Origin of the sequence: Nitrospira sp. NS4 (assembly GCF_049546785.1) — a bacterium.
Classification (GTDB): Bacteria; Nitrospirota; Nitrospiria; order Nitrospirales; family Nitrospiraceae; genus Nitrospira_D.
Genome location: NZ_JBMWAN010000002.1, coordinates 398,599 through 423,362 on the forward strand (window position 1 = coordinate 398,599; position 24,764 = coordinate 423,362).

The following is a 24,764-nucleotide window of genomic DNA, read 5'->3' on the forward strand; positions in this document are numbered from 1 at the left end:
CCCGTCTCAAACGGAAGCACGGTGACAAGAACTCCTGATACTTAGCCGGTTAGCCTTGTACCCCCGTCTGTCCTAATACCCAACCAATCTATATCCCCACTGCGTTTGCCCGGTATACAAGAATTGTCCCTCTTGACAGCCTTCGTCACACAATGTAACATTTTGTGGCATGACAGCCAAACGGTTCAGAGAGGTGCGGATTCGGTTGGGGTACACGCAGGCGAAGCTGGCGGAGGCGCTCCAATTGAGCCGCATGACGATCAGCCGCTATGAGGCGGGTACCTGGGAGGTGCCGCTGGCGGTGGAGATGGCGCTGGATCAACTGGGCACGGCGCAACTGCCGATGCTCGGGATGGTGGCGGCCGGCGCGCCGATCGAGCCGATCACGCAGGCCGAATTGGTATCGGTGCTGCCGCCGCTGCTGCGCCAGGGGGAGACCTTCGCGCTGCGGGTGAAAGGCGAGTCGATGAAAGACGACGGCATTCTCCCAGGCGATCTGGTGGTCGTGCGGAAGCAGAGCACGGCGCGGAACGGCCAGACGGTGGTGGCGCTGGTGAACAACGAAGCGACGATCAAGAAGTATTACCGCACGGAGGGACGGATCGAATTGCATCCGGCGAATGAGGCGATGAAGCCGATTCTCGTGTCGCCTACCGACGAGTTTCGTATTCAAGGCATCGTGGCGGGGGTGATCCGCCACTTTGAATTGTGAGGTGATCGATGGCTACCGCGACACAACCATCCCTCAACTTCCCTTCACAGACTCACCAGGGCGCGCCCGTCATCGGCACGTCGTCGCATCTGCTGGCGGCGCTGCGGAAGAGTGCGCTGCCTACTGATCCGCCGAACGGGCTGGTGGTGCTGTCCGGTCACCCGGCGGTGTATCGATTGGGGACCTGCGCGGCGGTCGATCGCGCCCTGGCCGGTGAGCCGGTGCTCTATCTGGCCGGAGCCAATGTTTTCGATCCGTTCCTGGTCGGGCGGTTGGCAAAAGCCGCCCGTGTCGCCCCGGCGCGGGTGCTGCAGCAGATTCACGTGTCGCGCGCGTTCACCTGCCATCAGATGGTCCGCCTCGTGACGGATTGCCTGCCCTCTGCGTTGCGGACCTATGATGCGCGGGTGGTGGTGCTGTCGGGCCCGCTCGAAACGCTCTACGACCAATCGGTGCCGGAGCAGGAAGCGCTGCGGCTCTTCCGCACGATGCTGGCGGCGCTCCAACGGCTGGTACAGGACAACGTGCAACTGGTCTGTGTGAGCCCGCTCCCGGTGATGGCGCCTGCATCGCGCCGCGGGTTTTTGCCGGCGCTGCGCGCGCAGGCCCATCGGGCGATCGACGTGCATGAGGGCGAGGACGGGATCTGGCTGGATGAACGGAGCGGCGCCGGGACGCGGCGCTGGAATATTCCCCGGGCGGTATGGACCAGGTTATGAACGATGGGCCGCACCCTTGCCACGTTTACCCAATTGGTCCAGCAGGAGATCGACTCCTGGAGCCGCTATCGGCGGGCCTTGCGGCGCGAGGATCAGCAGGCGCTGGATGCCTTGTTTGCCGCCGCCCGCCACCACGCTCCGGCCGGCGCCTATCTGGCGCGCGAGACGCCGTTTGAGGTGATGCTGCTCTCGATGTTGATCGAACAACACAAAGACGTGATGACGTTGCAACAGAAAGTGACGATCCTTGAAGCCCGCTTGCTCGACAACCAGACTCCGGGGGTGGCTTCTTGACGTCTACCCGGCGCAGGACGGCATGGTGGTCTGGCTCCTCGGCGAGGACGGACGTCGTCACCGTCTCCTCGACCCCTTCGTGCCGACCTGCTATCTGGCCGCGCCGGCCACGTTGCTCGAACAGGCCATTCGTTGGCTCAGCCGATTATCCTGCCGCGTCACCACAGGCATCGTCGAACGGTACGAACTAGGCGCCAGCCGGCCCTTGCGCCTGTTGGAAGTCGCCGTCCATTCGCCATCACAGTTCATCACTCTCACTCGCGGCCTGATCCAGACCTTCCCTGACGCGCAATTCTTTCACATCGATGTCTCGTTACCGCAACGCTACTTCTACGACCGCCAGCTCTTTCCCCTGGCCTCTTGCGAGGCCGAGGTCACGAAGGACGATCGGATTCTCACGATCCAGCCGCTGGAATCGCCCTGGGACACCGATTATATTCTCCCGCCACTCACGATCATGGAACTCTCGCCGGAGGGTGGCTCGCCGAATCCAAATCACGGCGGACAGGGTTCGCTCATCGTCCACATAGACGGCGACGAACGGGTCCTGGAAGGTGACAACGCCGACGTCGTGCGCCGCCTGCATCAACTCCTCACGCGGCACGATCCGGATGTGCTCCTTACTGATTGGGGTGACTCCTATCTCCTCCCCCGTTTGATCGCGATGGCCGAACAACTGCGGCTGCCCCTCACGCTCAATCGGGACGACGACCGGCCGATCGGATCGAGAAAAGCCCATTCCTACTTTTCCTATGGCCGCATCGTGTCGCACGCGGGCGCCCGCACCCTGTCGGGACGGCTCCATCTGGATCGCCGCAACTCCTTTGCCCTCGCCGAAACGGGACTCGCCGGCCTGATCGAACAAGCGCGCGTGGCGAAAGTCGATCTGCAACAGATGGCCCGCACGACCACAGGAACCGGCATCACCTCGATGCAGTTGGAAACCGCCTGCCGGGACGGTGTGCTGATTCCCTATCGCAAACAGGAACCGGAAGCCTTCAAATCGGCGCTCGAGTTGCTGCACACGGATCAGGGCGGGTTGGTCTTTGCGCCGATCATCGGCTATCACGAGCAGGTGGGCGAACTCGATTTCTCATCGATGTATCCCTCGATCATGGTGCGCTTCAACGTCTCGCCCGAGACGGTGAATTGCCGGTGCTGCCGCGATGTGCCGGCCACGCGGGTGCCGGAGATCGGCCACCACACCTGCCGCCATCGGCAGGGATTGGTCCCGCGGACCCTGGCGCCGTTGCTCGACAAACGCGCACGTTACAAACGCCTGATGGCAGCGACTTCGAATGTTGCGGCGAGAGCGACGCTCGATCAGCGCCAGACGGCGCTCAAGTGGCTGCTCGTCGTGTCGTTCGGCTATCTCGGCTATAAGAACGCCCGCTTTGGCCGCATCGAAGCGCACGAATCGGTCACGGCCTACAGCCGCGATATTCTACTGCAGGCAAAAGAGATCGCGGAGCGTCGGGGCTACCGCATGCTCCACGCGATCGTCGATTCGCTCTGGCTGGTGAAACCAGGCGCGGGGCGACCCGAGTATGAGACCCTCGCGCAGGTCATCACGGAGGAGACGGGGCTGCCCATCAATGTGGAGGGCATCTACCGCTGGATCGGCTTTCTCCCGTCACGGGTGAATCCGAAGATGCCGGTGCCGAACCAGTTCGTCGGCGTCTTCGAGCATGGGGGGATGAAAGTGCGCGGCATCGAACTCCGTCGGAGCGATGCGCCGCTGCTCGTCAAGCGGGCGCAAGCGGAGATGCTGCGCTGCCTGGGTCAAGCCAGGACGCTGATCGAGTTGCGTGAACAGATTCCTCAGGCCCTGGACATCGTCCGCACCTACCGGCACTATCTCCGCGAGGGGCACGCGACGATTGAAGAACTGGCCATCGCGAAATCCCTCTCGAAAGAGCCGCAGGCCTATCGCCACCAGACCCTCTCGATGATTGCCGCGCAGGAGCTGCTCGCGCGCGGCGTCTCGCTCCAGGCCGGCGACACGATCCACTACATCATTACGGATGCAGCGGCCGCCTGTCCTCCGGATCGCGTTCGAGCGGTGGCAGGACTCGACGGCACCTGGAGCTACGATGCGACCGCCTACGACATATTGCTCCGCAAAGCGGCGCTGGCGGTGCTCAGCCCACTAGGCGTGACGGCCAAGGATTTACAGCAAGACGCGAGTCTGCCGACCACGCGTTCGAGTCCAGAACTGCCGATGGATCTTGATGAGTTAAAAGAATCGAAGAGGCCGAGAAGGCCGGCCCGATGAAACAGGACCGGCCTCCGCAGAAAGATTGATACTTACGGGTTCACGTTCGTCTGCGCCGGCTTGACCTCAGGCGCATCGCCGTCCTTCACATCGCGGGCGCAGCGGACGCCCATCCAGTTCATCGAGGTCTTCGGATCAGTCCCGTTCCGTTGCGAGACGCGCACGCTCGGCGTGCTGTCGATCCATCCGCCGCCACGAAAAGCCTTTTGGGTGCCCGTCTCCGGTCCCTTGGGATTCTTGTCCGGCGCCTTCTTGTAATAGTCCTTGTCATACCAGTCGGCGACCCACTCGGCGACATTGCCGGCCATCTGGAACAGGCCGTAGGGACTCACAGAATTGTCATATTTGAACACGGAGATGATCGGAGGATAGAGCAAGAGCCGCTCCGGACGATCGCGCACCGGACCGGACAGGCCGGTGCGGCCGTAGTTCGCCCGTGACAGGCCGGCCATTTCGTTACCCCAGGGATAAATGCGCGCATCGGCATCGCCCCGCGCCGCCTTTTCCCATTCCGCTTCGGTCGGCAGGCGCTTCCCGGCCCACTTGCAATACTCGTCGGCTTCGTACCAGGTCACATGCATGATGGGATGCGCGACCATCGTCTCCTGAAAATTCCCGCCGTCGAACTTCCAATCGACTTGCGGCGAACGGTTCGTCGCCAGGACGAACTTCAAATACTGGACGGTGGTCACTTCGTACTTATCGATCTCGTAGGCGTCGAGATAGACCGAGCGCTGCGGCATCTCCACCAGATACGCATTCTTATCCGTTTTCTTATCGCTGCCCATCGTGAACGGCCCCGCCGGAATGCGGACCATCTCATCATAAGCCGGCAGCTTCACCCGTTCGGCGGCGAGCTTGCGCCCTTCGGAAGTCCACTCCTGCTTGACGTCCCCGACATCCATCGCCCACACCGCTCCCCCGGCCCCCAACAGCCCTGCGACGACAGCACCGGCCAAGATATTTGCCCTTCGCACGACGACTCCTCCTTGGTGATTACATGCCCTGTTCTTTAGGTTCCGGACCAGGCTCCTTGTTGAATTCTTCCAACGGCTGAAAGTTCAGCGGGAGCTGGAAAAGATAATCCGTCACCGACCGCAATTTCACATGCTGGTATTCCACGATCCAGCTTCCGTCCTTCTTCGCCAGCTTCATCGGGAAATGGATATCCGTCGCCAGCCACTGATAATACACCTCGGTCCGCTCCCCGTGCTTCGTCACGACTTCATACAAAATCGTGGGATGGCCTTCGCGGGTTTCCTGGCCGATTTCCTCCCGCGACACCTCCCCATCCAGTTTTTCGGTCACCATCAAGTCCTGCTCCGCGCTGTAGGGGAGCGTCTTGAAACGCTTCATCCGTGACACGAGCATCCACACCACCTGCTTGTCTTTCCGCACGATGCTGACATTCACCGGGCCCATCGTGTGGTGCTCGATACGCCACATATTGTCGCGGTAATAGATGTTGGCCTTACCCGTGCGGCCGTCGATCTTGGTGATGCGATCGGCGGTAAATTCCAGCGCCCAGGCGGAAACGCCGAGCCCGCTCACATAGGCGATTATCAACGCGGTGACGATTCGAAGCATAGCCGCTCACTGTACCCAATCCGCGGGGTCGATTACTAGATGGCCGGGATCAGATGGAGAGCACGGCGGCCCCTTGGAAGGATCCGGCTTTCAGTGCCTGCAGCGCCTGATTGGCCTGAGCTAGCGGAAAGCGGACGGTGTGGGGCTTGATCGGAATCGCGGCAGCCTCGCGCAGCAGATCGAGTCCATCCTGTCTCGTGTTCGCGGTGACGCTGCGCAGGACGCGTTCGCCAAAGACCTCACGGTCATAATCGAGAGAGGGAATCGGCGACATATGGATGCCGGCCAGCGCCAATGTGCCGCCCCGTTCTAACGCACGCAACGCGGGCGGGACGAGTTCACCTGCCGGCGCGAAGATGATGGAGCCATGCAGCTTCTCGGGCGGCATGTCCTGGACACCCCCGACCCACCGGGCCCCGAGCGTTCGCGCGAGGGCCTGATGCTCGGCCTTGAGTGAACTGACATAGACCTGACAGCCCCAGTGGCGGGCGATCTGAATGGCGATGTGGGCGGAGGCGCCGAAGCCGTAGAGGCCGAGCCGCTGTCCCGGCTTGATCCCGCTCAACCGCAGGGCCCGATAGCCGATGATGCCCGCACAGAGCAGCGGCGCGGCTTCTTCATCCGAAAAGACCGGCGGGACGGGATAGGCAAAACGCGCTGGCACGACCGCATAGTCCGCATAGCCGCCATCCACCTGATAGCCGGTGAAGCGGGCCTGCAAACAAAGATTCTCCCGCCCGCTCGTGCAGAAATCACATGTCCCACAGGTCCCCTGCAGCCAGGCGATCCCGACCCGATCTCCCTCTTTGAAATCCATAACCCCGGCTCCAAGCCCCGCCACCACACCCACCACTTGATGGCCGGGCACCAGCGGCTGTTTCACATCGGCCAACTCGCCTTCGATGACATGCAGGTCCGTGCGGCAGACACCGCAGACATGCACCTTCACGAGCACCTCGCCCGGTCCCGGAACCGGCGCCGGCACGTCCCTGAGCTGCAACGGACCGGTCGAGACATCCCCGGCACGGTCGAGGACCATGGCCTTCATACAAACTCCAACGGATCGTGGTGTGAGAGTCGGCCGGCAGCCTCATGAACCGGGACTGCCGGTTTCGACGGTTGAAAATGACGCGGGAGGGGACCGTTACGGCTTCTTCGCCTTGATGCACTCGATGTCGAGCCGGATCTGCACCTCGTCGCCGACCACCAACCCGCCGCTATCGAGCGTCTTGTTCCAGACCATTCCGAAGTCCTTCCGATTGATCGTGCCCTCGCCGGTAAACCCCGCGCGCGTATTGCCCCAGGGATCTTTCGTTACCCCGTTAAACGTGCCGGCCAAGGTAATTTCTTTCGTCACCCCACGCAGCGTCAGATCGCCGAGCGCCTGGTAGCCCTCGTCCGTCTTCTTATAGCTCTTCAGCTTATAGGTCATGGCGGGGTACTTCTCGACATCGAAAAAGTCCACGTTCCGGAGATGGGCATCGCGCTTCTCGTGGTTGGTATTGACCGACGCGGTATTGATTGTGGCTTCGATCGTCTTGAACCGGTGTGCGTCCGCATCCATTTCCACCACTCCGCTATAGTCCATGAACCGGCCCGCCGTCTTCGAGACGACCATGTGGGCCACGCGAAATTCAATGATGGAATGGTCGGGATCCAGGTCCCAACGCGCCATTTCCGCGCGGGCCCCGACCGGCAGACTCACCGCCAATACCCCGATCAACAGACTGACTCCCCATATCGCTCTGCGACGCATGCGCCCTCCTCCCGAACCGTGATTCAACGACAGGCTGCCCGTTTTCGACGACACGCTCATTTCTTTGACCTGGCGGCACCGCCCTCGGATAGGCCCGACGATTGGATCGTCACCGACTGCACATCACGCCCCGAGGTCTTCGCCCCGGTCCGCATCCGCACATGCACATCGACCGCCTCCGATCCTACATCGCCCGGAAATGCGGGAAACGGCTGGGCCTGCACGACGGCAAGAATCCCCGCTTCATCGACTTCCCGCGCTCCCGATCCCTTTTCGATTTGGATCAGCTGCGCCCGACCGCTCGGATAGAGCCGGAACCGGACCCGCACCGTCTCGCTGGTCGGGGCATGGCGGATATGGCGGACCGTGCGGCTCCAACTGCGGCTGACCAGGGTGCTGATCTGCTGCCAGTAGGCCTGGCCCTGACCCGGCGCCGGCAAGGGCAGCAAATCTTCTTCCGCGACCTGCTCCCCGGCAACCGGCACCACATCAGGCTGTTCCTCTTCCGCCATCAGTTCACCGCCGCCGGTCTTCTCGCCGGCTGGCGCGGGCGTGTCCGCCGCGTCCGGCACCTCGACGGCGCCCAGCGTGACGTAGACCACACGGCTGAGCACCCGCTCGAACTTGCCGTCTCTCAGACGGGCAAATGTGACTTGCACCCGGGCGGCTTTGGGAGGGATCGACAATTTTCCCAGAGGAATCGGTTCCAGCGTCGCCGAGCCCTTCATCACCAGGGGCATGTCATCCGGCTCCAGCGTCACCAGCTGTCGCTCAAACAAGACCGATTCGCAGATGGCCACCAGAGGCGCACTCCCCTGCGCCACCCCGCCGATGGCGAAGGACAGTTCAACCGGCTTCCCGACCTGAATCTCCCCCGAAGGATCGGCGGTCTCCAGGGCGATCTTCACCCATCGTTTCACTGATGTCGCTGAAGAAGCAGAGTCGGGTTCCGGAGCGGCTATGCCTGGGCCGGAAAGAACAGCCAGTTGAAGCGCGCACAGACCCAGAGCACCGGCCGCCAGAGACAGAAGACTGGGCGCGGAGTAGCGCATGGATTCATCCTACTCAGCCCCGCCACCGAGTGCAACCCGTTTTTTCGCCGCCCGTGCGTGCCTCTCTCATGCCGTTCAGTTAGAATGGACGCATGCGCGCGCTCGTGAAAACGACTCCCGCTCCGGGACTGACGGCGATGACCTGTCCGGACCCGACGCCGGGGCCGTACGACGCGATCGTCCGGGTGAAGGCCACCTCCCTCTGCGGGACCGACGCCCATATCTACAATTGGGATCCCTGGGCGCACAGCCGGATTCACCCGCCGCGCATCATCGGCCATGAAATGTGCGGCGAGGTCGTGGAGGTCGGCGCCGACGTGACCCTCGTGAAGGTGGGCGACTACGTCGCAGCCGAATCGCACATTACCTGTGGGCAATGTTTTCAATGCCGCACCGGGCAGGCTCACGTCTGCCGGAACTACCGCATCCTGGGGGTCGATCGCGACGGCTCGTTTGCCGAATACGTCGCGCTGCCTGAAAAGGTGCTCTGGCACACGCCGGCGGCGCTGCCGCCTGAATTCGCCTCCGTCCAGGAACCGCTCGGCAATGCGGTGGACGCCGCGCTGGCCGAAGACCTCACCGGCCACACCGTCCTGATTACCGGCTGCGGCCCGACCGGACTGTTTTCGGCCGCCGTGGCCCGCACGGCAGGCGCCGCCACGATCATCGCCTCCGACGTCAGCGACTACCGTCTCGACCTGGCCAAGCAGGTCGGAGCGGATTACGTGCTGAACGCCAGGACCGAGACTCCCGCCCACATCGCCGCCGCCATTCGCGACATCACCGCGGGAGAGGGCGTGGACGCGGCGCTGGAAATGTCCGGCAATCCCGGCGCTCTGCACGTCGCGTTCGGCGCGGTGAAGAACGGCGGGCGCGTCACGCTGTTCGGCATTCCCACCGGCCCGATCTCGTTCGACCTGGCCAACGAAATCATCTTTAAGGGCATCCGCGTTCACGGCATCACGGGCCGGCACCTCTTCAGCACCTGGTATCGCTTGGCCGGCCTGTTCAAAGCAGGCCTCAATATCAAACCGGTCATTACCCATACGTTCCCGATGAGCGACTATGCGAAAGGGTTCGAGTTGATCAATTCAGGCCAGTGCGGCAAAGTGGTGCTGTTTCCATAAGGATGGGCGAGAGGTGCGCGGCGAGAGGCCAGGGGGCGGAGAACGGACCGGACGGCCCACACCCATATTTGTCACTCTAGCCCCTAGCCCCGCGCCTCTTGCCTAAGAAAGACGATGGCCTACGACTCCCTCAAGAAGGTGCTCACCCAACACCTCGCCGAGATTCGCGCAGCCGGCTTGTATAAACACGAGCGGCAACTGCTGAGCCCCCAAGGCACCGACATTCGCGTCGCGCAAGGCCCGGTCCTGAACCTCTGCGCGAATAACTATCTGGGGCTGGCCAACCACCCGGACATCCGGCAGGCTGCAATTCACGGATTGGAGCAGCACGGATACGGCATGGCGTCGGTGCGGTTCATCTGCGGCACCCAGGACCTGCACCAGCGCCTGGAGCAGGCGATCAGCGCCTTCCTCGGAACCGACAGCACCATTCTCTATAGCTCCTGCTTCGATGCGAACGGCGGGCTGTTCGAAGTGCTGCTCGACGAGCAGGATGCGGTCATCAGCGACGCCTTGAACCATGCCAGCGTGATCGACGGGATTCGCCTCTGCAAGGCCCGGCGGTTCCGCTACGCCCATGCCGACATGGCCGACCTGGAAGCCCGGTTGCAGGAAGCCCGGGCCTGCCGGCTGCGCCTCATCGCGACGGACGGCGTATTCTCGATGGATGGCGATCTGGCCAGGCTGGATCACATCGCGGACCTGGCCGACCGCTACGACGCCGTGGTGATGGTGGACGACAGCCATGCGACCGGCGTGCTGGGTCCGGGCGGCCGCGGAACGCCGGCGCACTTCGGCGTTGCGGATCGTGTCGATATCGTCACCAGCACGCTGGGGAAAAGCCTGGGCGGAGCGGCGGGAGGCTTCACCTCGGGACGAGCCGAAATTGTCGAGCTGCTGCGCCAGCGGTCCCGGCCCTATTTGTTTTCCAACGCACTCCCGCCGGTCATTGCGGCGGCCGCCCTGCAGGCCGTGCAGATGGTCGCGCAAGGCGATGCGCTCCGCGCGCAGTTGCAGGACAACGCCGCCTTCTTCCGGGGGCAGTTGAACGCCCTCGGGTTCCGGCTGGTGCCCGGCACCCATCCGATTATCCCTGTCATGCTGGGTGACGCCACGCTCGCCACGAAGATGGCCGATCGCCTGCTGCAGGAAGGCATCTATGTCGTCGGATTCAGTTATCCCGTGGTACCGAAAGGGCAAGCCCGCATTCGCGTCCAGATGTCGGCGGCGCACACCAGATCCCAACTGGAGAGAGCGGTCGCGGCGTTTGCGAAAGTGGGACGGGAGCTCGGCATCATTGCATGATGCAGGCGAGGGGCGAGCGTGCGGGAGCCATATTGCCCGCGCCCTAGCCCGACCCTCTGACCTTCTGTTCTATTCCTGAATGGCGCGGACGCGCTTTTGGAGATAGCCGTTGCGGACAGCGGTGTAGAGGTCCAGCGTCGCTTCTTCAACTCCTTGGAACTTCTCCAGATTCAGCGAGCGATCATTCACCATTTCAAACGCCCGCGCCCCTAACTGGATCACGGTCGACGTCATGCGATCCGAATGGGCGATGACCGAGGGAATTCCTTCGACTTCAATGATCGGGGCCACCAGCCAGTTCATGGGATTGAGCGCAATATCGCCGAGGAAGCCGGTGAAATCACGGAGGTTGAACGGGGGCAGCAGCGGAAGTACCAGATAGGGACCGGGCGGCACACCATAGAAACCCAGCGTCTGGCCTGTGTCTTCCTCCGGGGTCCTGATGTCCATGTCCTTCGCCACATCGTACAAACCTCCGAACCCGAAGGTCGTGTTCAGAAGAAACCGGCCCATTTCAACACCGGCCCCGTGGAATTTCCCCTGAAAAATATTATTGAAGAACCGTTGAGGGAAGCGCACGTTGTAGAACAGGTTGCTGAAGCCGATCTGCACGGCATTCGGCACGACAAAGTTATAGCCCTTCGCGACCGGCTTCAACACCCATCGATCGACCTGCCGGTTGAACTCGAACATTTTTACATTGAAGGGCTCCCAGGGGTCGTATTCCTCGACCGTCTCCTCCCCGCCCTTGGCGAACGGATCGAACAACTCGTCCGACGGCGTATCTTGGACGGGTGCCTTCGACCCGACAGGTGCGGCGCTCGCCACCAGGATGACCGGAGCCTGAGACTCACCCACACCCGTCGCCGGACCGGGCCCCTGACCCGTGACGCCGGGCCCGCCGGCACAGGCAGCGAGCAACATCGTAGCCAGCACAATTCCAACTCCCCGATTCATTTGTTTCCGATCAACACTCACTCCAGCCTCCTTGAGCACACCTCAGAACGATCTGCATTAAAAACACCCGACCCCGAAGAGCCACGCGGCGCACTGTATCAAAAGTCATCTGCTTCGCCAACGCCAATCGTGATCCGTTCCGACCGCTGACCGCGCTGGGTCACGATGTCCTCCATCTCACATCCTGATCGCCCGCTGGACGAATTCGGCCCACTGGCGGAAGTACGGCGCCCCTCCGACCTGATACGTGTTGTTGTGATCGGCGCCCCGGATTACATACCACTCTTTCGGAGGTTGTGCCGCCTCAAAGACCTGGCGTCCGAGTTCGATCGGAATAATGTCGTCCCGATCGCCGTGAATGATGAGCTTGGGAAGGGAGAGCAGCGGAAGCCGGTCGATCAACCGGAATGAGGCTCCCAGCAGCCAGTGTACCGGCATGCCGCCATAGTAATGTTTGGCGACGGCTTCAATGGAGGGAAAAGACGACTCAAGAATGAGTCCGGCGGCCGGCCTCTGCGCGGCCAGTTCACCCGCCACCGCCGCGCCCAGCGACCGGCCGAACAGGATGAGGCGATCGGGACGAATCATTCGCGTGCGCGTCAGATAATCATAGGCTCCGACGGCATCCTGATACAGCCCCTCTTCGGATGGCTTTCCCTGGCTCCGGCCATAGCCACGGTAGTCGAAGAGGAACACCGACAGCCCCAGCCGGAAGAGCTCACGCAGGTTCTCCAGGCGGTTGATGATCGTCCCGGCGTTGCCATGACACCAGAGGACGACCGGGCGGTCCGCCTGCGCCTCGACATACCAGCCGAAGAGTTTCGTCCCGTCACCGGACTGAAACCACACCTCTTCCAGCGGCAACCCGCTGAGCCCGGCCCAATCCCGGTCTTGCCAGGGCTCCGGATGATAGACGAAGAATTGATCGAGGATACTGATAGCAACCTCAGAGAGCCGAAGCCGTGGCCGCAGTTAGAACGACCATCCCACGCCCGCGGAAATAAGATGCGTCTGCAAATCGAGCTTCACCTTGGAATCGCCGGCCCCGTCGGCGTCCCAACCGTACTTGGTCACGAAATATTTGTACTCGCCGAACAGAAACAGTCGCTTCGTCACAAAGGTCTTCAGGCCTCCCAGGAACTGATAGGCGAAGGCCAGACTGCCCGAACTCCCGCTCAAGGCCGTGCCGCCGCCCTGAATCGACGTATCCATAGAGAAACCCCATCGACGAGCCGGCGCCGACCCCGACATAGGGCTGCAGGGTTTCACCGCGGTACCGCAGCATGAAATTATACATCGTGTTCACGGCAATCAAGCTGCCTTGAGCCTGAGTGGTGCCGGCGCCGGACGTGACGCGCGGAGCCCGCACGCTGCCCCCGAGCCCGAAGGCTTCAACTTCGCCGCCGAGAATCTTGTTGGTAAACCAGGGATAGGCCTCGAACTTCATGCCGGCTCCAAACGTGCCGCGAATGTCGGTACCTTGGATACCTACCCCGCCCACGGTCAGATCCTTATCTCGTGGCAGAAAGGCCATCGCATGACCGCTCAAATAGAGATCGACCTTCCTTTCCGGCTTTTTCTGTGGCGGCGGATCGCCCGACTCCTGGGCAAATCCCGACACAACTGCCGCTGTTGCCAGCACGAGAGCCATGCAGGCCCGAAGCACCAGCTTCTGCATGATCGGCCGCGTCATTTTTCCCGGGAGCCTCCCCGCCGACTCCCCTCAACCGGTTCGGAACCCTGACACGGTAGTACCGGAAACGGATGAAAAAAACCAGCCGGGAACGTTCCTATGGCAATGCCCTCCCCTCGACTTCCCATAGCTAGCCATTGTCGAACCGCTTGGGTATACTTCGCCCCCGCTTTACCATTTCTAAGCGAGGGATTGCGTTGGCACACCATTCGTCTCCCGGTCCGCTCCCAACTCCTCTTTCATGTGATGTGCTTGTCGTCGGCGCAGGCCCGGCGGGATCTACGATCTCGGCCTTGCTGGCCGAACGGGGCTGGAACGTCCACGTGCTGGAAAAAGATCCCCATCCGCGATTCCATATCGGCGAATCGCTGCTGCCGCAATCCCTGCCGATCCTCAAACAATTGGGCGTCCTGCCCGAGGTGGAAAAGATCGGGATCGTGAAGTATGGCGCGGAAATGATCTCGCACCGCTACGGCCGAACCCAGATGTTCTATTTCTCCAAAGCGTTCGATGAATCCCAACCCTATGCGTTTGAAGTCAAACGCTCCGAATTCGACGCCATTCTGCTGAAAAATGCGATCGCCAAAGGCGCGCAGGTTCATGAGGGTGTTCGCGCGGGGCGCGTCGAGTTTCGCCCCGGCACGACCTCTCTCGTGCATGCGCAAGACCGGGGTGGGAAGCCACTCGCCTGGGAGGCCCGGTTCGTCGTCGATGCGAGCGGGCGCGATACATTTCTGTCCGGGCAGCTGGGCGGCAAACAACGCAGCCAGACCCATAATAGCGCGGCCGTCTTCGGTCACTTCGAAGGGGTCGGAAGGCTGCCGGGGAAAGACGAAGGCAACATCACGGCCGCCTGGCTGGATCACGGCTGGTGCTGGATGATCCCGTTCAAAGACGGCACCACCAGCGTCGGCGTGGTCTGCTGGCCGGACTACATTAAGTCGCGCACCACGCCGCTCGATCAATTCTTGCTGGACACGCTACGCCAATCTCCCGTGGTAGCCGAACGTATGCGCCACGCAAAGCTCCTCACGCCGGTCTATGCCGCCGCCAACTTTTCGTACCGGCGTGACACCATGGCGGGCGACGGCTACCTCATAGTCGGAGATGCGTTCGCCTTCATCGACCCGGTCTTCTCCAGCGGCGTCCACCTGGCGCTGAACAGCGCCGTGCAGGGAGCCAACGTCGTCGAGGCCCACCTTCGCCATTCAGCCGATTATGCGCAACGGCTCCGGGAATTCGAACGCATGGTGAGGCGGGGCATCAAGACCTTTTCGTGGTTCATTCATCGCTTTACCCAACCGGCCTTTCAATCGCTGTTCGTCTCGACCAGAAAGCCGCCGAAAATCGAGCGGGCCGTGCTGTCGCTCCTGGCCGGCGACGTGTATGCGCAAAAGCGGGCGCGGTTCCCCCTGTTCCTCTTTAAGGTTTGCTATTACACCGTTTTCGTGTTGAATTGGAAAGAGAATTGGGCGGTCTGCCGGCGCAGAAAATCCGGCACCTCGACAACGGTGACCGAGGTACAGGACTACGCCGTCAAGCAACCGTTCTAGCCGGGCACCAACAGGAGCCGCGTGAGACAGAGCCAGATTCAAACGGCCGTCAATCAAAGCCGCTCTTCCGCGGCCTCCCCGGCCCTGCCGCACTGTGTCTACCTTGACCGGCAACACGCAGCCGCCTGGCTGAACGCCCATCAGGCCAACCCGCTTGCGGTCATCTCGTTTGTCGAGCCGCCGTCCGAGTCATTCGGCTGTCCCGTGATCAGCCTCGACCTCCCGGAACTGACGGAACCCTCTTGCCTTGAAGTCTGGAGCACTACAAGCGCGGTTCATACCTACCGCGACAAGGAATTTTCCGCGGCGGCGAGCAGTGACGTCCTGTTCGGTACGGTGACCGTTGACGAACAGCCGGGCCTCGGGCTCGATGTCCTCACCGATCTGGCGTATCGCCGGATGCTTTCGCTGATGCAGGAACTGGCTTATCCCCACCTCTGGCGAGTCTGGAACTATCTCCCCGATATCAACGGCATTGCCGACGGACTCGAACGCTATCGCCGGTTTTGCCTCGGCCGGCACCGGGCGCTGGCGGATGTCCTGCCCGGCTTTCCCCGTTCACTTCCCGCGGGAACCGCGGTCGGCACCAGATCCGGCCCGCTACAGATCTATTTCCTGGCCGGCACGCTTCCGGCCACGCATCTGGGTAATCCACGGCAGACCCATGCATACGAGTACCCTGAAGACTACGGCCCCCGAAGCCCGTCGTTTGCACGAGCCACCCTCTGCCGCTCCGAATCCCACTCGCAGCTCTTCATTTCCGGAACGGCCAGCGTCGTCGGTCACGCAAGCCGCCATGCGGGGCTCCCGGAAGCCCAGACCGGAGAAACCGTTCAGAACCTCAGAGCCTTGCTGGCCCATACGGAAAGCACCGCCCGACGGCATCTCACCGGAGAACAGAGCCGCGCTCAGTATAAAGTATACGTGCGAAACGCCGCCCACCTGGCTGCCGTTCGCGCAACCCTGCGGGCGGCGCCGCTCGCATCGGATCAGATCCTCTTTCTCCAGGGCGATCTCTGCCGCCAGGAACTGCTGGTCGAAATCGAAGGTGTGATCACCGCATCCTAGCGACAACTCATGAACGCCGGCTATTCCGATAGCAACCCTTCTCCGGTCCTGGCCGCGACCACGGAAGCACCGCCGGCCTCCCGGCACCCTGATGCGCTCCAGCGCCGCGCCCGAAGACCCGAGCCACATACGCACGCGGAGGCAGCGCCGGCCCGTCGCTTCTACTTCACGATCGATTGCGACTGGGTCCCCGGCTCCCAGGTCGGGCTTGAGGCCCTCCTCGATTGTTGTGACCGCTATGGAATCAGAGGCACCATCTTCTTCGCCGGACGATTCGCCGAAGCCTATCCGGATCTCGTCCGAACCTGCCTCCGGCAAGGCCACCAGCTCGGCACCCATGGATGGGCACACGGCGGCCTGGAAGAGGATGAAAACTTCCGCACCGCCCCCTACGAGCAACAGCGCCAATGGATCCGGCGGGCAACGGACGCGGTGGAGAAAGCGGCCGGTGTCCGCCCAGTCGTGTTCCGGGCGCCCAATCTCTGGATCAGCGAGACCACCTTGCGGGTGCTCGAGGAAGAGGGCTATCACTACGACTCGTCCGTTCCGGCCAGGCGCTTCGACATGGGGCTTGGACGGGTCCACTACTTGAAATACTTTGGCGCTCCGCGAGACCCCTATCGCCCCTCACGAAGCAATCTGAATCGCGCCGGCGACAGCACGATTGTGGAAATGCCGCCTTCTTCCTGTCTGTTTCCCCTCAATCTCGCGACCCTGCGCACCGTCGGCCTCTCTCCATTTCAACGAATGGTCCGATGGATCGGGCGAAGGTCGCGCCACCTTGTGTTTTACTGCCATCCGGCGGAGTTCGTCCGCGCCGAGGATCAGCAATTCCCCCCTACAATGTCTAAATGGAATCAAAACGGCATGGGCCCCGAAAACCTGTCGTTGATAGAGGACTTGCTCGCCTTTATTCTCACACTCCGATACATCCCGTCGCGCATGACCGATACCGCCACGCGGCATCTTGACTTGACCCCACCGGGCGTACTAAGAGCAGGCAACTTTCAACCGGACCGCACCTATCGAGAGGAGGAACAACGATGAAACAATGGTTACCTGCGATGCTGGTCGTCGGCCTGGCCGTCGTGATGATGACGGGATGCCGGGGCGGTGGACAGGTCTATGAGGTCAAGGATACCCCGGTGCAGACAGCGACCGGCAAGGCCGCCTCAATGGAAGAGGTGCAGAAAGCCATCATCGGAGCCGGCGCAAAGCTCGGCTGGATCATGGCCGTGGCAAAACCGGGAGAGATCGTCGGGACGCTGAACGTCAGAACCCACACAGCCATTGTCACGATCCCCTTTTCCGAGAAGAACTACAGCATCCTCTACAAGGACAGCACCAATCTGAAGTATGATGCGGATAAACAAACTATCCACCAGAACTACTCAGGCTGGATTCAACGGCTGGACAACGAAATTCGCGCACGCCTGTCCACACTCGGGATGTAGGGCATTGTTTTCTGAGGCCTGACCAGACGTCAGGCCTCAGACCGCTACTTGCCCCTCTTCCCGTTCCCACCTATAGGCTGGGTTCAGAATCTCGACAACGCGATCCGCATGCAGTTTGTTGCCGCAGACCATTGAGCGGTCATGAGGTTCTCTACTGAGTGGTCTGATTCAGCGCACATCGGCGTCTGAGGAGGCGGAGAAGCCCCAGCGGATACATGCCCCGACCAAGCAGTTTCCATCCCACCATTTTGGTAATCCGCAGGATATCGATCACCGGGCGGAAATGACTGGGGCGCGGACCGGAGCGGGGCGCCACGGTCACCTGCACAGTCTGGCTGGCGAACCCTCTCCGGGCCGCCTCGATCAGGATTTCGCTTTCAAAGACGAAGCTGCGTGACTGGTCGTGCGGCAACTCCACCGTCCGGAGCAGCGCGGCAGGATAGAGGCGAAACCCCGATTGGCTGTCCTCAATCATCTGCCCCGCGGCCCAGCCGATCCAGAAATCCGCGATGCGATTCGCGCCGTACCGCCAATACGAGACCTGCCGCTGGTCACGACGGCGCGCCCCGACAAGAAAGACGGCAGGATCCGCCGACGCGCGCGCGAGAAAGAGCGGGATCTCCTCCGGCGCATGTTGTCCGTCGGCGTCGAGCGTGATGACGCCCTGGGCTCCTTGCGCCAGGACATATTGAAACCCCCTCCAGAGACTTCCGGCCTTCCCCAGATTGCGCTCGTTCCTCAATACCGTCACATCGAGCCCGGCAAGAGCCCCGACCGTGTCATCAGTCGAGCCGTCATCCACTACGATCACGTGGAAACATTGCTGTCGCGCGCGCATCGCCACGTCACGGACGGTCGCCGCTTCGTTGTAGGCCGGGATCACCACCCAGTAGTAACCCCTCAATTGTCCATTATGCAGCATATCGCGTCCTGTAAGGCTCATGCAGCGACGGCCGATCTTCCACCCCTAACTCCTTACCACTGATCCCTTACCCCTCGCCTATTCTAGGCCATACCCCCGTTGATGCCGATCACTTGTCCGGTGATATAGCCCGCCGGCTCGGACACAAGAAACGATACCAGCGCGGCGACTTCTTCAGGAGTCCCGACGCGTTTCATCGGGACGATGGCCTCGATCTGTTCGGGCTTGAATGATTGTCGGGTGGCGGGGGACTCGATCAGACCGGGCGCGACGACGTTCACGGTAATACCGCGAGAGGCAAGTTCGATCGCCAGCGATTTGCTGGCCCCGTGCAGACCGGCCTTCGCCGCCGCGTAGTTCGTCTGCCCGCGGTTCCCCGTCACACCGGCCAGCGACGAGATCGACACGATCCGCCCCCAGCGGGTCCCGATCATCGGGAGCAGCAGCGGCTGCGTGACGTTGAAGAATCCATTGAGCGAGAGATCGATGACGCGCCTCCACTGCTCGCCGGTCATGCCGGCCATCGGCGCATCGTCATGACCCCCGGCATTGTTCACAACGACCTGGATCGGTCCTCCCGCGAGCAAGGCCTCCAGCCCGCGCCGCGTGGCGATCCCGTCGGTGACGTCGAACGTCACGGCGGATGCGACGCCGCCGTTTCCACGAATTTTCTCGACGACCTGCCCGGCCGCATCCGGATGCCGGTGGGCATGCACGATGACCGCGAAGCCGGCCGCCGCCAGCTGTTCGGCGATGGCCGAACCGATGGCGCCGCTCCCTCCTGTCACCAGTGCGCGTTTCTGTGTCATGACCGCACGTATTTCAAGAAAATCGAGGCCCGGCCCGTCATCACGGCCCGGCCCTCCGATGAAATGGCAAAATGGTACATAAAACTGTCGCCGCCTTCGAACAGGCGTGAGGCCTCGATCGTGAGAGCCCCGGCCCATTCATCAAGCCGGTCAACCGAACACACGACATCCCTCAGGCCGCCCACATAGCCGATCAACCCGTCGGTGGACCGATCCCGGTTGAGCAGCCCCACATGGACGCCCATCGCCTGCGCGGCATATTCCAACCCCGTCACCGCTTCGAGGCTGGTTCCCTGCCGGAGCGGATTAGCCGGATCGTGATGCGACTGCGTCCGGCATCGAATCGTCGTGGCATCCCACGACTCCACCAGGTCGAGCAATCGCATCGTCCCGGCATGAGGCAGAAACGCGCTCAGTTCTTCTTTCGTCAAAGCCGGCATGGTTCCAGATCCAGCACAACCTGCTGACTCTCCAGCAGACTCAGCGCCACCCGCTGCGAACCGCCGGCGGCAATGGCGCACAACAGCGGCAGGGACCGGGCGGCAGGATTGTCCCGGCGCACGCGCTCCAAAACAGGCTCTTGCAGTCTGCTTGCGCCCCCTTCCCCTGCCTCTTCAAGACGCAGGCTCATGTTCGCAAGAGCAGAGGGGATCGACGGAGCCAAGACGAATGCCACGGCAAAACCTGCGCCGATCGGACGCGCTTCATTGAGAGGAAACGGCACAGCGAGATCATACGCCACCAGCAGCACCGGGCACTGTTCCACACAGACGAAGGCGACGGCTTCCAGCAGACCGGCGGCAAAAGAATCATCGTAGCAGGAGAGCGCCGTCGAGGACTGCTGGCAGGCCGTGGCAATGCCCCAATAGCCGGCCGCGGTGTTGTGCACCGATTGATGGAAGAGGGTGGGCGAAATGATCCGCTCCGGCGTCGCCAGCGTCCGGCAGAGGGCATCGAGCACCCCCATTTCGCCGCCCGAGGACGCGAAGACCGTCGGCACATCCCGGGGATTCAGCCCCGATTGCGCCATCGCTTCCTGCGCAACCTGCACCGCCCACCGGACAGAGTCGCTGCTCCGCCGCCGTTCGTTCGGCGGCAATAGTGCCGCTTCCGGATCGGGCACGGCCGCCGGCATGAAAGGCTCGGCCCCGGCCAGCACCCTGCGGCTCGCCTCCCATCCGGAAAGACCCGGCGCCAGGACCCCGATGCTCTGGATCGCCACCTTCATGGCAGTTTCCCCAACACCAGGCTGCAGTTGTTGCCGCCGAAGCCGAAAATGTTGCTGAGCACGACAGCCAGGGGGCCGGTCTGGTTGTTGCGGAGAATCCGGCTCTTCAAGGACGGATCGACACGCGCACAGTTCAGCGTGCCGGGAATCAGCCCGTGCGTCAGGCACAACGTGGAGATGACGGCTTCGGTGATGCCCGCGGCGCCCAGCGTATGGCCGGTCCAGCCTTTCGTCGAACTGCAGGCCGGCCGCGCGCCGAAAATGCTATAGACCGCCTTGTCTTCGACGGCATCGTTGGCTCTGGTCGCCGTGCCATGCAGATTGATGTACTCGACGTCTTCCGGACGAAGCCCGGCCCGAGCCAGCGAGTCCCGAATCGCCCGAATCGCTCCGGCTCCTTCCGGATGCGGATGCGACATGTGGTACCCGTCGGTGCTTTCGCCATAGCCCAGAAGCGCCACCGCCCCGGGCCGGCCCACCCGTTCGCTGGATTCCAGCAAGGCAAATCCGGCCGCCTCACCGAGCGACAACCCCTCACGATCCTCGTCACAGGGGCGGCAGGGCTTCGTCGAGAGCAACTGGAGGGCCGAAAAGCCGTATAAGGTCGTCAAGCAGAGGCTGTCCACTCCCCCGACGATGGCGGCATCGCAAAGCCCCGTCCGCAGCAGGCGATCAACCGTCGCAAAGACCTTCGCGCTCGACGAACAGGCGGTCGAGACGACCATCGCAGGCCCGCGCAACCCCAGACAGGTCCGTACGAAGTGGCCCAGGGAAAACATATTGTGGGTATACCGATACCGCGACGTGTACCAGGCCGGCAGCGACCCGGCTTGATCCCGCATGTGATAGGCATGCTCCGTCTCGAGAATGCCCGACGTGCTGGTGCCCATAACCACGGCGACGCGGTGGGCGCCGTATCGCTGCTTCGCTTCGGCCACCGCGACCATGAACCCGTCCTGTTGCAGCCCGAGCCAGGCCAGCCGGTTATTGCGACAATCAAACCGCTCCAGATCGTTCTCGAGTGAAAAATCCTCCAGCCCCTCGACCCGGCCGATGTAGGTCTTGAGGGTGACATCCTCAAAATCGCAGGGCCTCAATCCCGAGCGACGGTCCCGCAAGGCCTGCAGTACCGGTCCCACCCCGCGACCGTTGGCCGTCACCAGGGTATAGGCGGTCAGCGTCAAGGGCATCATAGGCCGCATATCAGGCGACATGGGCCTCCGGTTCGGCTAAGAAGCCGGCAAAGAGGAGACAGCACAGGGACCCACAGGCTGCCGTCATACCGATCGCATGCAGCACGGGGATCGCGGAGAACGCCAGCGCTCCGAAGACCAGAATGGTCGTGGTGCTGCAGACCAGCAGTCCGAAGACCGTCCTGCGTCGCTCATCGCCCTGGTCCTCCGCACGGTTGAAGAACAACGCGTAGTCGAGCCCCAACCCGATCACCAGGAGCAAGGTCGCAACATGAAACAGCGACATCGATTCGCCTGACACATTGACGATGCCGACCACGACAATCAGCCCGGCGACGATTGGCACGAGGACGCGCCAGAGTTGCAGAAGGGATTTCAGTCCGATGCCCAGGGCCACCGTGATGGCCAACGCTCCCCACCAAAGCAACTGCACGGTTCGGTCGCGATACTCCATCATCAAGCGGTTCGACTCTGCCTTCAGATCGACGTACGTCACCGCTGTCTCACTCCAGCCGGCCACCGTCGCCGTTAAGCCCTGCCGATCAACGACCCCTCGCAACGGGGCGACCGCCAGCCATCGTCCATGATGTTCCATCATCAGCGCTCCAATCTTGAGTCCCAACGGTGTGCCCTGGAACGAGTCGCGATTGACCGGCGGCTGGGTGCGGGCCGTTTCGACTCCGGCCAGGAAAGGCTCGAACAGACCCGGCGCAAACGGCAACCCTCGCGCCGCTTCGCCGAGCCGCCTCTCCAATACGGCGCGGTCCGGCAGCGCCTGCTGCCGTTGCTGTTGCACCAGCCGGCTTGGGACATACCGCGACACCAGCTCATATCCCGCCAACAAGCCTGCGTCTCGAAGCCCATCCAGCTTCGGCATCACTCGTTCGCTCTGTTGCAACAGGTCCTCCTCCGTCGGTGCCTCGATCACCAGGAGATCCCGCATATCCGGAGCGCCCATTGCGCCGCGCAGTTCCTGATCGAGCTGTTTCCGTTCCTCCGACACCGGACTGATCTTCGCCAGGTCCTCTTCCCACAGAGGCGTATCTGACCATATCAGCCCGATTGTCGCAAGAACGACCGCCATTGGCACCACCCCTTTCGCCCTGGCAAGCTGCCCCAGCATCCCCAACAGATCGGCCCGGATCTCCCGTGGCACGAACCCGGCAGGGATACAGACCGGCAGGACCCATCGAGTGACCAGCGCTGCGGTGCCCAGCCCGACCAGGGCAAAGAGTCCGAGTTGCGCCAGTGCGGGAAATCCCGCGAGGAGCAGCGAGGAAAATCCGATCGCGGTCGTGAGGACACCGAGCCGCATCGTCGGCCAGATCGCCCGCATCGTCGCCGGGGCGGACTCCCTCCGGGTCAAGTGACTGAACAAATGAATGGGGTAATCGTCGGCCACGCCCAACAGCGTAATGCCGAATCCCAGCGTAATGCCATGGACGAACCCGAACCAGCTATTCACGGCGACCATCCCGATCAGAATCCCGCTCGAGAGCGGAATCAGACTCAAGAAGACCAGGGTCAGCGATCGATAGCTGGCGTAGAGAAACAGAAAGACCATGGTGGCGGCCATGGTCGAAAGCCACCAGACTTCGCGTTCGATCGTTCGCTGGATCTCGACCGAAAACACACCGGGACCGCTCATGAGCAACCTGGCTGATGACGCCGCCCCATCGAGCAGACGCTGAAATGCCGCCCGAATGTCCTGTTGAATCGCGTCCTGTGCATCGACGTCGAACCCGGCGGCTGTGGTCTCGACCACCAAGAGGGCTCGATGACGATCGGCCGACATCCAGACTCCGCGATACGTGGCCGGCGCCTCCCACCCGGACCACGACTGAAGGATCCGGAGAAATTCCCCGGTGGGATCGGCCGGAATATAGGCTTTGACCATCGGGGCAAGAGGCGAGCGCAGCTCGTCGAGCCGTTGTTCAAGGGCCGCATGCAACGCCTCAGTCGAAAAGGCCTCGGGCGCCACCGTCCGGCTCAGGAGATAGCGGGCGCGAAACAACAGCTGCTGTTCTTCGGACGACAGCATCTGCATGCCATTGCCCACGAAATCGATCTGCGCGTGTCCCCGCAGCTGTCCGCTCAATGCGGTGCTGAGTCGGGCCAATTCGTCCGGATCCGCCCCTTCGATAGCCAGGAGCAGCATCCGGCCAGCCAGCCCCGACCGCACCTGCGTCAGCAGCAACCGCTGCGTGGCCGAGGTGCCTTCCGGAAGCAGGTCGCCAAGTTCGCTATGGACCGAGAGGCGGGTCGTCGTCAGCCAGAGGGCGCCCGCCATCAGAACCAGCCAGGCAAGGATCGGCCATCGGGCGGCGTTCATTTGGCAGGCCCCCGGCTGAGGGTCATCACCGAACGGTCACCGTCCGGCGAGCGGATCGTAATGGTCGCGATCTGCCCTTCCGACCCCGCCAACGTGAGAGACTCAACCATGGAGCGCCCCGCCGAGTCCCGCGGACGGAGGAGCAGCGCCCACTGCCGGCTGCTCCCCTCGACCGTGGTGTCGTACACCTGTTTCAGCCGGGCCACATCACCCGTGAAGCTGGCCCGAAACGCTTCGACAAAACTGCGCAGGGCCGGATAGTCCTCCAGGGAAATGGTTTTTTTGACGCGCTTCCGCTCGTTCTCATAGGTCACCCGGTCGCCTTCGATCACGTAGCGTTCCCGGTCAGGTTCCAGCACCTCTTTTTCCAGTGTCGACGGAGGCGTGAAGCGGAGCACCCCGCGCACGATCAGCGGCTCGGTCAGCAATGACGAGTAGGTCGCCTCCTCAAACGAGACCGAGGGCTCCCGCCCCTCTTTCAGCAAAGCGACGACCTGCTCGACCGTCCAGCCGTTGCCCATCTGCTCGCCGCGAGACTGCGGGCTCTCGGCAGCGAGAGCGAGCGTTCCGGTGAGCAGCAATACTCCGAGGACAAGGATCTTCCTGCTCCGCAGGATGCTCAAAAAGGCCGTCCGGCAAGGCCGCAGCGAGTGAAGGACCGAGGCGTACCCTCCGGGGTACGTTGCGGGTCTGAACGATGCGAGAACACCGCTGGCCGGCTTTTTCAG

General features: G+C 62.5%; 25 protein-coding genes. 10 read left to right on the forward strand and 15 right to left on the reverse strand.

Annotated features, from left to right (window positions below; all coding sequences use genetic code 11):
• Positions 1-169: 169 nt before the first annotated feature.
• The 4 genes from lexA to ACO9S2_RS06460 are packed head-to-tail and all read left to right on the forward strand — an operon-like array spanning position 170 to position 4,000.
• A complete protein-coding gene (gene lexA, locus ACO9S2_RS06445) occupies positions 170-712 on the forward strand; it encodes a transcriptional repressor LexA (protein ID WP_423721129.1) in 543 nt (180 codons plus the stop codon).
• An 8-nt stretch (positions 713-720) separates the two neighbouring features.
• Positions 721-1,431, forward strand: a complete 711-nt coding sequence (locus ACO9S2_RS06450; protein WP_423721130.1) for a hypothetical protein — start codon at positions 721-723, stop codon at positions 1,429-1,431.
• A gap of 3 nt (positions 1,432-1,434) precedes the next feature.
• Positions 1,435-1,725, forward strand: coding sequence for a hypothetical protein (locus tag ACO9S2_RS06455; protein WP_423721131.1), 291 nt, complete (start codon positions 1,435-1,437; stop codon positions 1,723-1,725).
• A gap of 22 nt (positions 1,726-1,747) precedes the next feature.
• A complete protein-coding gene (locus tag ACO9S2_RS06460; protein ID WP_423721132.1) occupies positions 1,748-4,000 on the forward strand; it encodes a DNA polymerase domain-containing protein in 2,253 nt (750 codons plus the stop codon).
• A gap of 32 nt (positions 4,001-4,032) precedes the next feature.
• Here ACO9S2_RS06460 and ACO9S2_RS06465 read toward each other — a convergent pair whose 3' ends face one another.
• From ACO9S2_RS06465 to ACO9S2_RS06485, 5 genes are all read right to left on the reverse strand, one after another.
• The gene (locus tag ACO9S2_RS06465; RefSeq protein WP_423721133.1) at positions 4,033-4,977 is read right to left on the reverse strand and encodes a formylglycine-generating enzyme family protein; all 945 of its coding nucleotides are present in this window, start codon (positions 4,975-4,977) and stop codon (positions 4,033-4,035) included.
• Positions 4,978-4,996: 19 nt separating this feature from the next.
• A complete protein-coding gene (locus ACO9S2_RS06470; protein WP_423721134.1) occupies positions 4,997-5,587 on the reverse strand; it encodes a hypothetical protein in 591 nt (196 codons plus the stop codon).
• Between the two features lie 49 nt (positions 5,588-5,636).
• Entirely contained in the window at positions 5,637-6,635 is a 999-nt protein-coding gene (locus tag ACO9S2_RS06475) for a zinc-dependent alcohol dehydrogenase family protein (protein ID WP_423721135.1), read from the reverse strand.
• 96 nt (positions 6,636-6,731) lie between these two features.
• Positions 6,732-7,343: a YceI family protein gene (locus ACO9S2_RS06480; protein WP_423721137.1), complete on the reverse strand. Its 612-nt coding sequence runs from the start codon at positions 7,341-7,343 to the stop codon at positions 6,732-6,734.
• Between the two features lie 56 nt (positions 7,344-7,399).
• Positions 7,400-8,263 (reverse strand): energy transducer TonB family protein, encoded by an 864-nt coding sequence (locus tag ACO9S2_RS06485; protein ID WP_423721138.1) that lies wholly within the window; start codon positions 8,261-8,263, stop codon positions 7,400-7,402.
• A 224-nt stretch (positions 8,264-8,487) separates the two neighbouring features.
• Here ACO9S2_RS06485 and tdh point away from each other — a divergent pair, with 224 nt between their 5' ends.
• Both tdh and ACO9S2_RS06495 read left to right on the forward strand, forming a co-directional pair.
• Positions 8,488-9,522, forward strand: coding sequence for an L-threonine 3-dehydrogenase (tdh, locus tag ACO9S2_RS06490; RefSeq protein WP_423721139.1), 1,035 nt, complete (start codon positions 8,488-8,490; stop codon positions 9,520-9,522).
• A 114-nt stretch (positions 9,523-9,636) separates the two neighbouring features.
• Complete coding sequence (locus tag ACO9S2_RS06495; protein ID WP_423721140.1) at positions 9,637-10,827, forward strand: glycine C-acetyltransferase; 1,191 nt, start codon at positions 9,637-9,639, stop codon at positions 10,825-10,827.
• A 69-nt stretch (positions 10,828-10,896) separates the two neighbouring features.
• On the opposite strand, the gene ACO9S2_RS06500 is transcribed toward ACO9S2_RS06495, so the two are convergent.
• From ACO9S2_RS06500 to ACO9S2_RS06510, 3 genes are all read right to left on the reverse strand, one after another.
• Positions 10,897-11,805, reverse strand: a complete 909-nt coding sequence (locus tag ACO9S2_RS06500) for an MlaA family lipoprotein (protein WP_423721141.1) — start codon at positions 11,803-11,805, stop codon at positions 10,897-10,899.
• 156 nt (positions 11,806-11,961) lie between these two features.
• Positions 11,962-12,648 carry an alpha/beta hydrolase gene (locus tag ACO9S2_RS06505; protein ID WP_423721142.1) on the reverse strand — a complete coding sequence of 229 codons (687 nt, stop codon included), beginning with the start codon at positions 12,646-12,648 and terminating at the stop codon, positions 11,962-11,964.
• A gap of 82 nt (positions 12,649-12,730) precedes the next feature.
• A complete protein-coding gene (locus ACO9S2_RS06510) occupies positions 12,731-13,477 on the reverse strand; it encodes a hypothetical protein (protein ID WP_423721143.1) in 747 nt (248 codons plus the stop codon).
• A gap of 197 nt (positions 13,478-13,674) precedes the next feature.
• On the opposite strand from ACO9S2_RS06510, the gene ACO9S2_RS06515 reads away from it, so the two are divergent.
• The 4 genes from ACO9S2_RS06515 to ACO9S2_RS06530 are packed head-to-tail and all read left to right on the forward strand — an operon-like array spanning position 13,675 to position 17,552.
• Complete coding sequence (locus ACO9S2_RS06515; protein WP_423721144.1) at positions 13,675-15,030, forward strand: NAD(P)/FAD-dependent oxidoreductase; 1,356 nt, start codon at positions 13,675-13,677, stop codon at positions 15,028-15,030.
• A gap of 21 nt (positions 15,031-15,051) precedes the next feature.
• Positions 15,052-16,098, forward strand: a complete 1,047-nt coding sequence (locus ACO9S2_RS06520; RefSeq protein WP_423721145.1) for a hypothetical protein — start codon at positions 15,052-15,054, stop codon at positions 16,096-16,098.
• A 9-nt stretch (positions 16,099-16,107) separates the two neighbouring features.
• Positions 16,108-17,145 (forward strand): polysaccharide deacetylase family protein, encoded by a 1,038-nt coding sequence (locus ACO9S2_RS06525; RefSeq protein ID WP_423721146.1) that lies wholly within the window; start codon positions 16,108-16,110, stop codon positions 17,143-17,145.
• On the forward strand, positions 17,142-17,552 hold the full coding sequence (locus ACO9S2_RS06530; protein ID WP_423721147.1) for a hypothetical protein: 411 nt from the start codon (positions 17,142-17,144) through the stop codon (positions 17,550-17,552). Before ACO9S2_RS06525 ends, ACO9S2_RS06530 begins: the two co-directional genes overlap by 4 nt.
• Before the next feature lie 151 nt (positions 17,553-17,703).
• Here ACO9S2_RS06530 and ACO9S2_RS06535 read toward each other — a convergent pair whose 3' ends face one another.
• From ACO9S2_RS06535 to ACO9S2_RS06565, 7 genes are all read right to left on the reverse strand, one after another.
• Positions 17,704-18,474: a glycosyltransferase family 2 protein gene (locus ACO9S2_RS06535; RefSeq protein WP_423721148.1), complete on the reverse strand. Its 771-nt coding sequence runs from the start codon at positions 18,472-18,474 to the stop codon at positions 17,704-17,706.
• 83 nt (positions 18,475-18,557) lie between these two features.
• A complete protein-coding gene (gene fabG, locus ACO9S2_RS06540; protein ID WP_423721149.1) occupies positions 18,558-19,283 on the reverse strand; it encodes a 3-oxoacyl-ACP reductase FabG in 726 nt (241 codons plus the stop codon).
• Positions 19,280-19,723, reverse strand: coding sequence for a 3-hydroxylacyl-ACP dehydratase (locus tag ACO9S2_RS06545; protein ID WP_423721150.1), 444 nt, complete (start codon positions 19,721-19,723; stop codon positions 19,280-19,282). Before ACO9S2_RS06545 ends, fabG begins: the two co-directional genes overlap by 4 nt.
• Positions 19,711-20,511, reverse strand: a complete 801-nt coding sequence (locus ACO9S2_RS06550) for a beta-ketoacyl synthase chain length factor (RefSeq protein WP_423721152.1) — start codon at positions 20,509-20,511, stop codon at positions 19,711-19,713. Before ACO9S2_RS06550 ends, ACO9S2_RS06545 begins: the two co-directional genes overlap by 13 nt.
• Positions 20,508-21,725, reverse strand: coding sequence for a beta-ketoacyl-[acyl-carrier-protein] synthase family protein (locus ACO9S2_RS06555; protein ID WP_423721153.1), 1,218 nt, complete (start codon positions 21,723-21,725; stop codon positions 20,508-20,510). Before ACO9S2_RS06555 ends, ACO9S2_RS06550 begins: the two co-directional genes overlap by 4 nt.
• Positions 21,715-24,036, reverse strand: a complete 2,322-nt coding sequence (locus ACO9S2_RS06560; protein ID WP_423721154.1) for an MMPL family transporter — start codon at positions 24,034-24,036, stop codon at positions 21,715-21,717. Before ACO9S2_RS06560 ends, ACO9S2_RS06555 begins: the two co-directional genes overlap by 11 nt.
• Positions 24,033-24,659 (reverse strand): LolA-related protein, encoded by a 627-nt coding sequence (locus ACO9S2_RS06565; protein WP_423721155.1) that lies wholly within the window; start codon positions 24,657-24,659, stop codon positions 24,033-24,035. The genes ACO9S2_RS06560 and ACO9S2_RS06565 overlap by 4 nt, the downstream gene beginning before the upstream one ends.
• Between the last annotated feature and the right edge of the window lie 105 nt (positions 24,660-24,764).

Coding starts and splice junctions, on each gene's coding strand:
- ACO9S2_RS06460 (WP_423721132.1), top strand. CDS start 1,748: ATGGTGGTCTGGCTCCTCGGCGAGGACGGACGTCGTCACCGTCTCCTC.
- ACO9S2_RS06495 (WP_423721140.1), top strand. CDS start 9,637: ATGGCCTACGACTCCCTCAAGAAGGTGCTCACCCAACACCTCGCCGAG.
- ACO9S2_RS06480 (WP_423721137.1), bottom strand. CDS start 7,343: ATGCGTCGCAGAGCGATATGGGGAGTCAGTCTGTTGATCGGGGTATTG.
- ACO9S2_RS06455 (WP_423721131.1), top strand. CDS start 1,435: ATGGGCCGCACCCTTGCCACGTTTACCCAATTGGTCCAGCAGGAGATC.
- ACO9S2_RS06535 (WP_423721148.1), bottom strand. CDS start 18,474: ATGCTGCATAATGGACAATTGAGGGGTTACTACTGGGTGGTGATCCCG.
- ACO9S2_RS06475 (WP_423721135.1), bottom strand. CDS start 6,635: ATGAAGGCCATGGTCCTCGACCGTGCCGGGGATGTCTCGACCGGTCCG.
- tdh (WP_423721139.1), top strand. CDS start 8,488: ATGCGCGCGCTCGTGAAAACGACTCCCGCTCCGGGACTGACGGCGATG.
- ACO9S2_RS06555 (WP_423721153.1), bottom strand. CDS start 21,725: ATGTCGCCTGATATGCGGCCTATGATGCCCTTGACGCTGACCGCCTAT.
- ACO9S2_RS06525 (WP_423721146.1), top strand. CDS start 16,108: ATGAACGCCGGCTATTCCGATAGCAACCCTTCTCCGGTCCTGGCCGCG.
- ACO9S2_RS06550 (WP_423721152.1), bottom strand. CDS start 20,511: ATGAAGGTGGCGATCCAGAGCATCGGGGTCCTGGCGCCGGGTCTTTCC.
- ACO9S2_RS06510 (WP_423721143.1), bottom strand. CDS start 13,477: ATGACGCGGCCGATCATGCAGAAGCTGGTGCTTCGGGCCTGCATGGCT.
- ACO9S2_RS06530 (WP_423721147.1), top strand. CDS start 17,142: ATGAAACAATGGTTACCTGCGATGCTGGTCGTCGGCCTGGCCGTCGTG.
- ACO9S2_RS06545 (WP_423721150.1), bottom strand. CDS start 19,723: ATGCCGGCTTTGACGAAAGAAGAACTGAGCGCGTTTCTGCCTCATGCC.
- fabG (WP_423721149.1), bottom strand. CDS start 19,283: ATGACACAGAAACGCGCACTGGTGACAGGAGGGAGCGGCGCCATCGGT.
- lexA (WP_423721129.1), top strand. CDS start 170: ATGACAGCCAAACGGTTCAGAGAGGTGCGGATTCGGTTGGGGTACACG.
- ACO9S2_RS06450 (WP_423721130.1), top strand. CDS start 721: ATGGCTACCGCGACACAACCATCCCTCAACTTCCCTTCACAGACTCAC.
- ACO9S2_RS06560 (WP_423721154.1), bottom strand. CDS start 24,036: ATGAACGCCGCCCGATGGCCGATCCTTGCCTGGCTGGTTCTGATGGCG.
- ACO9S2_RS06470 (WP_423721134.1), bottom strand. CDS start 5,587: ATGCTTCGAATCGTCACCGCGTTGATAATCGCCTATGTGAGCGGGCTC.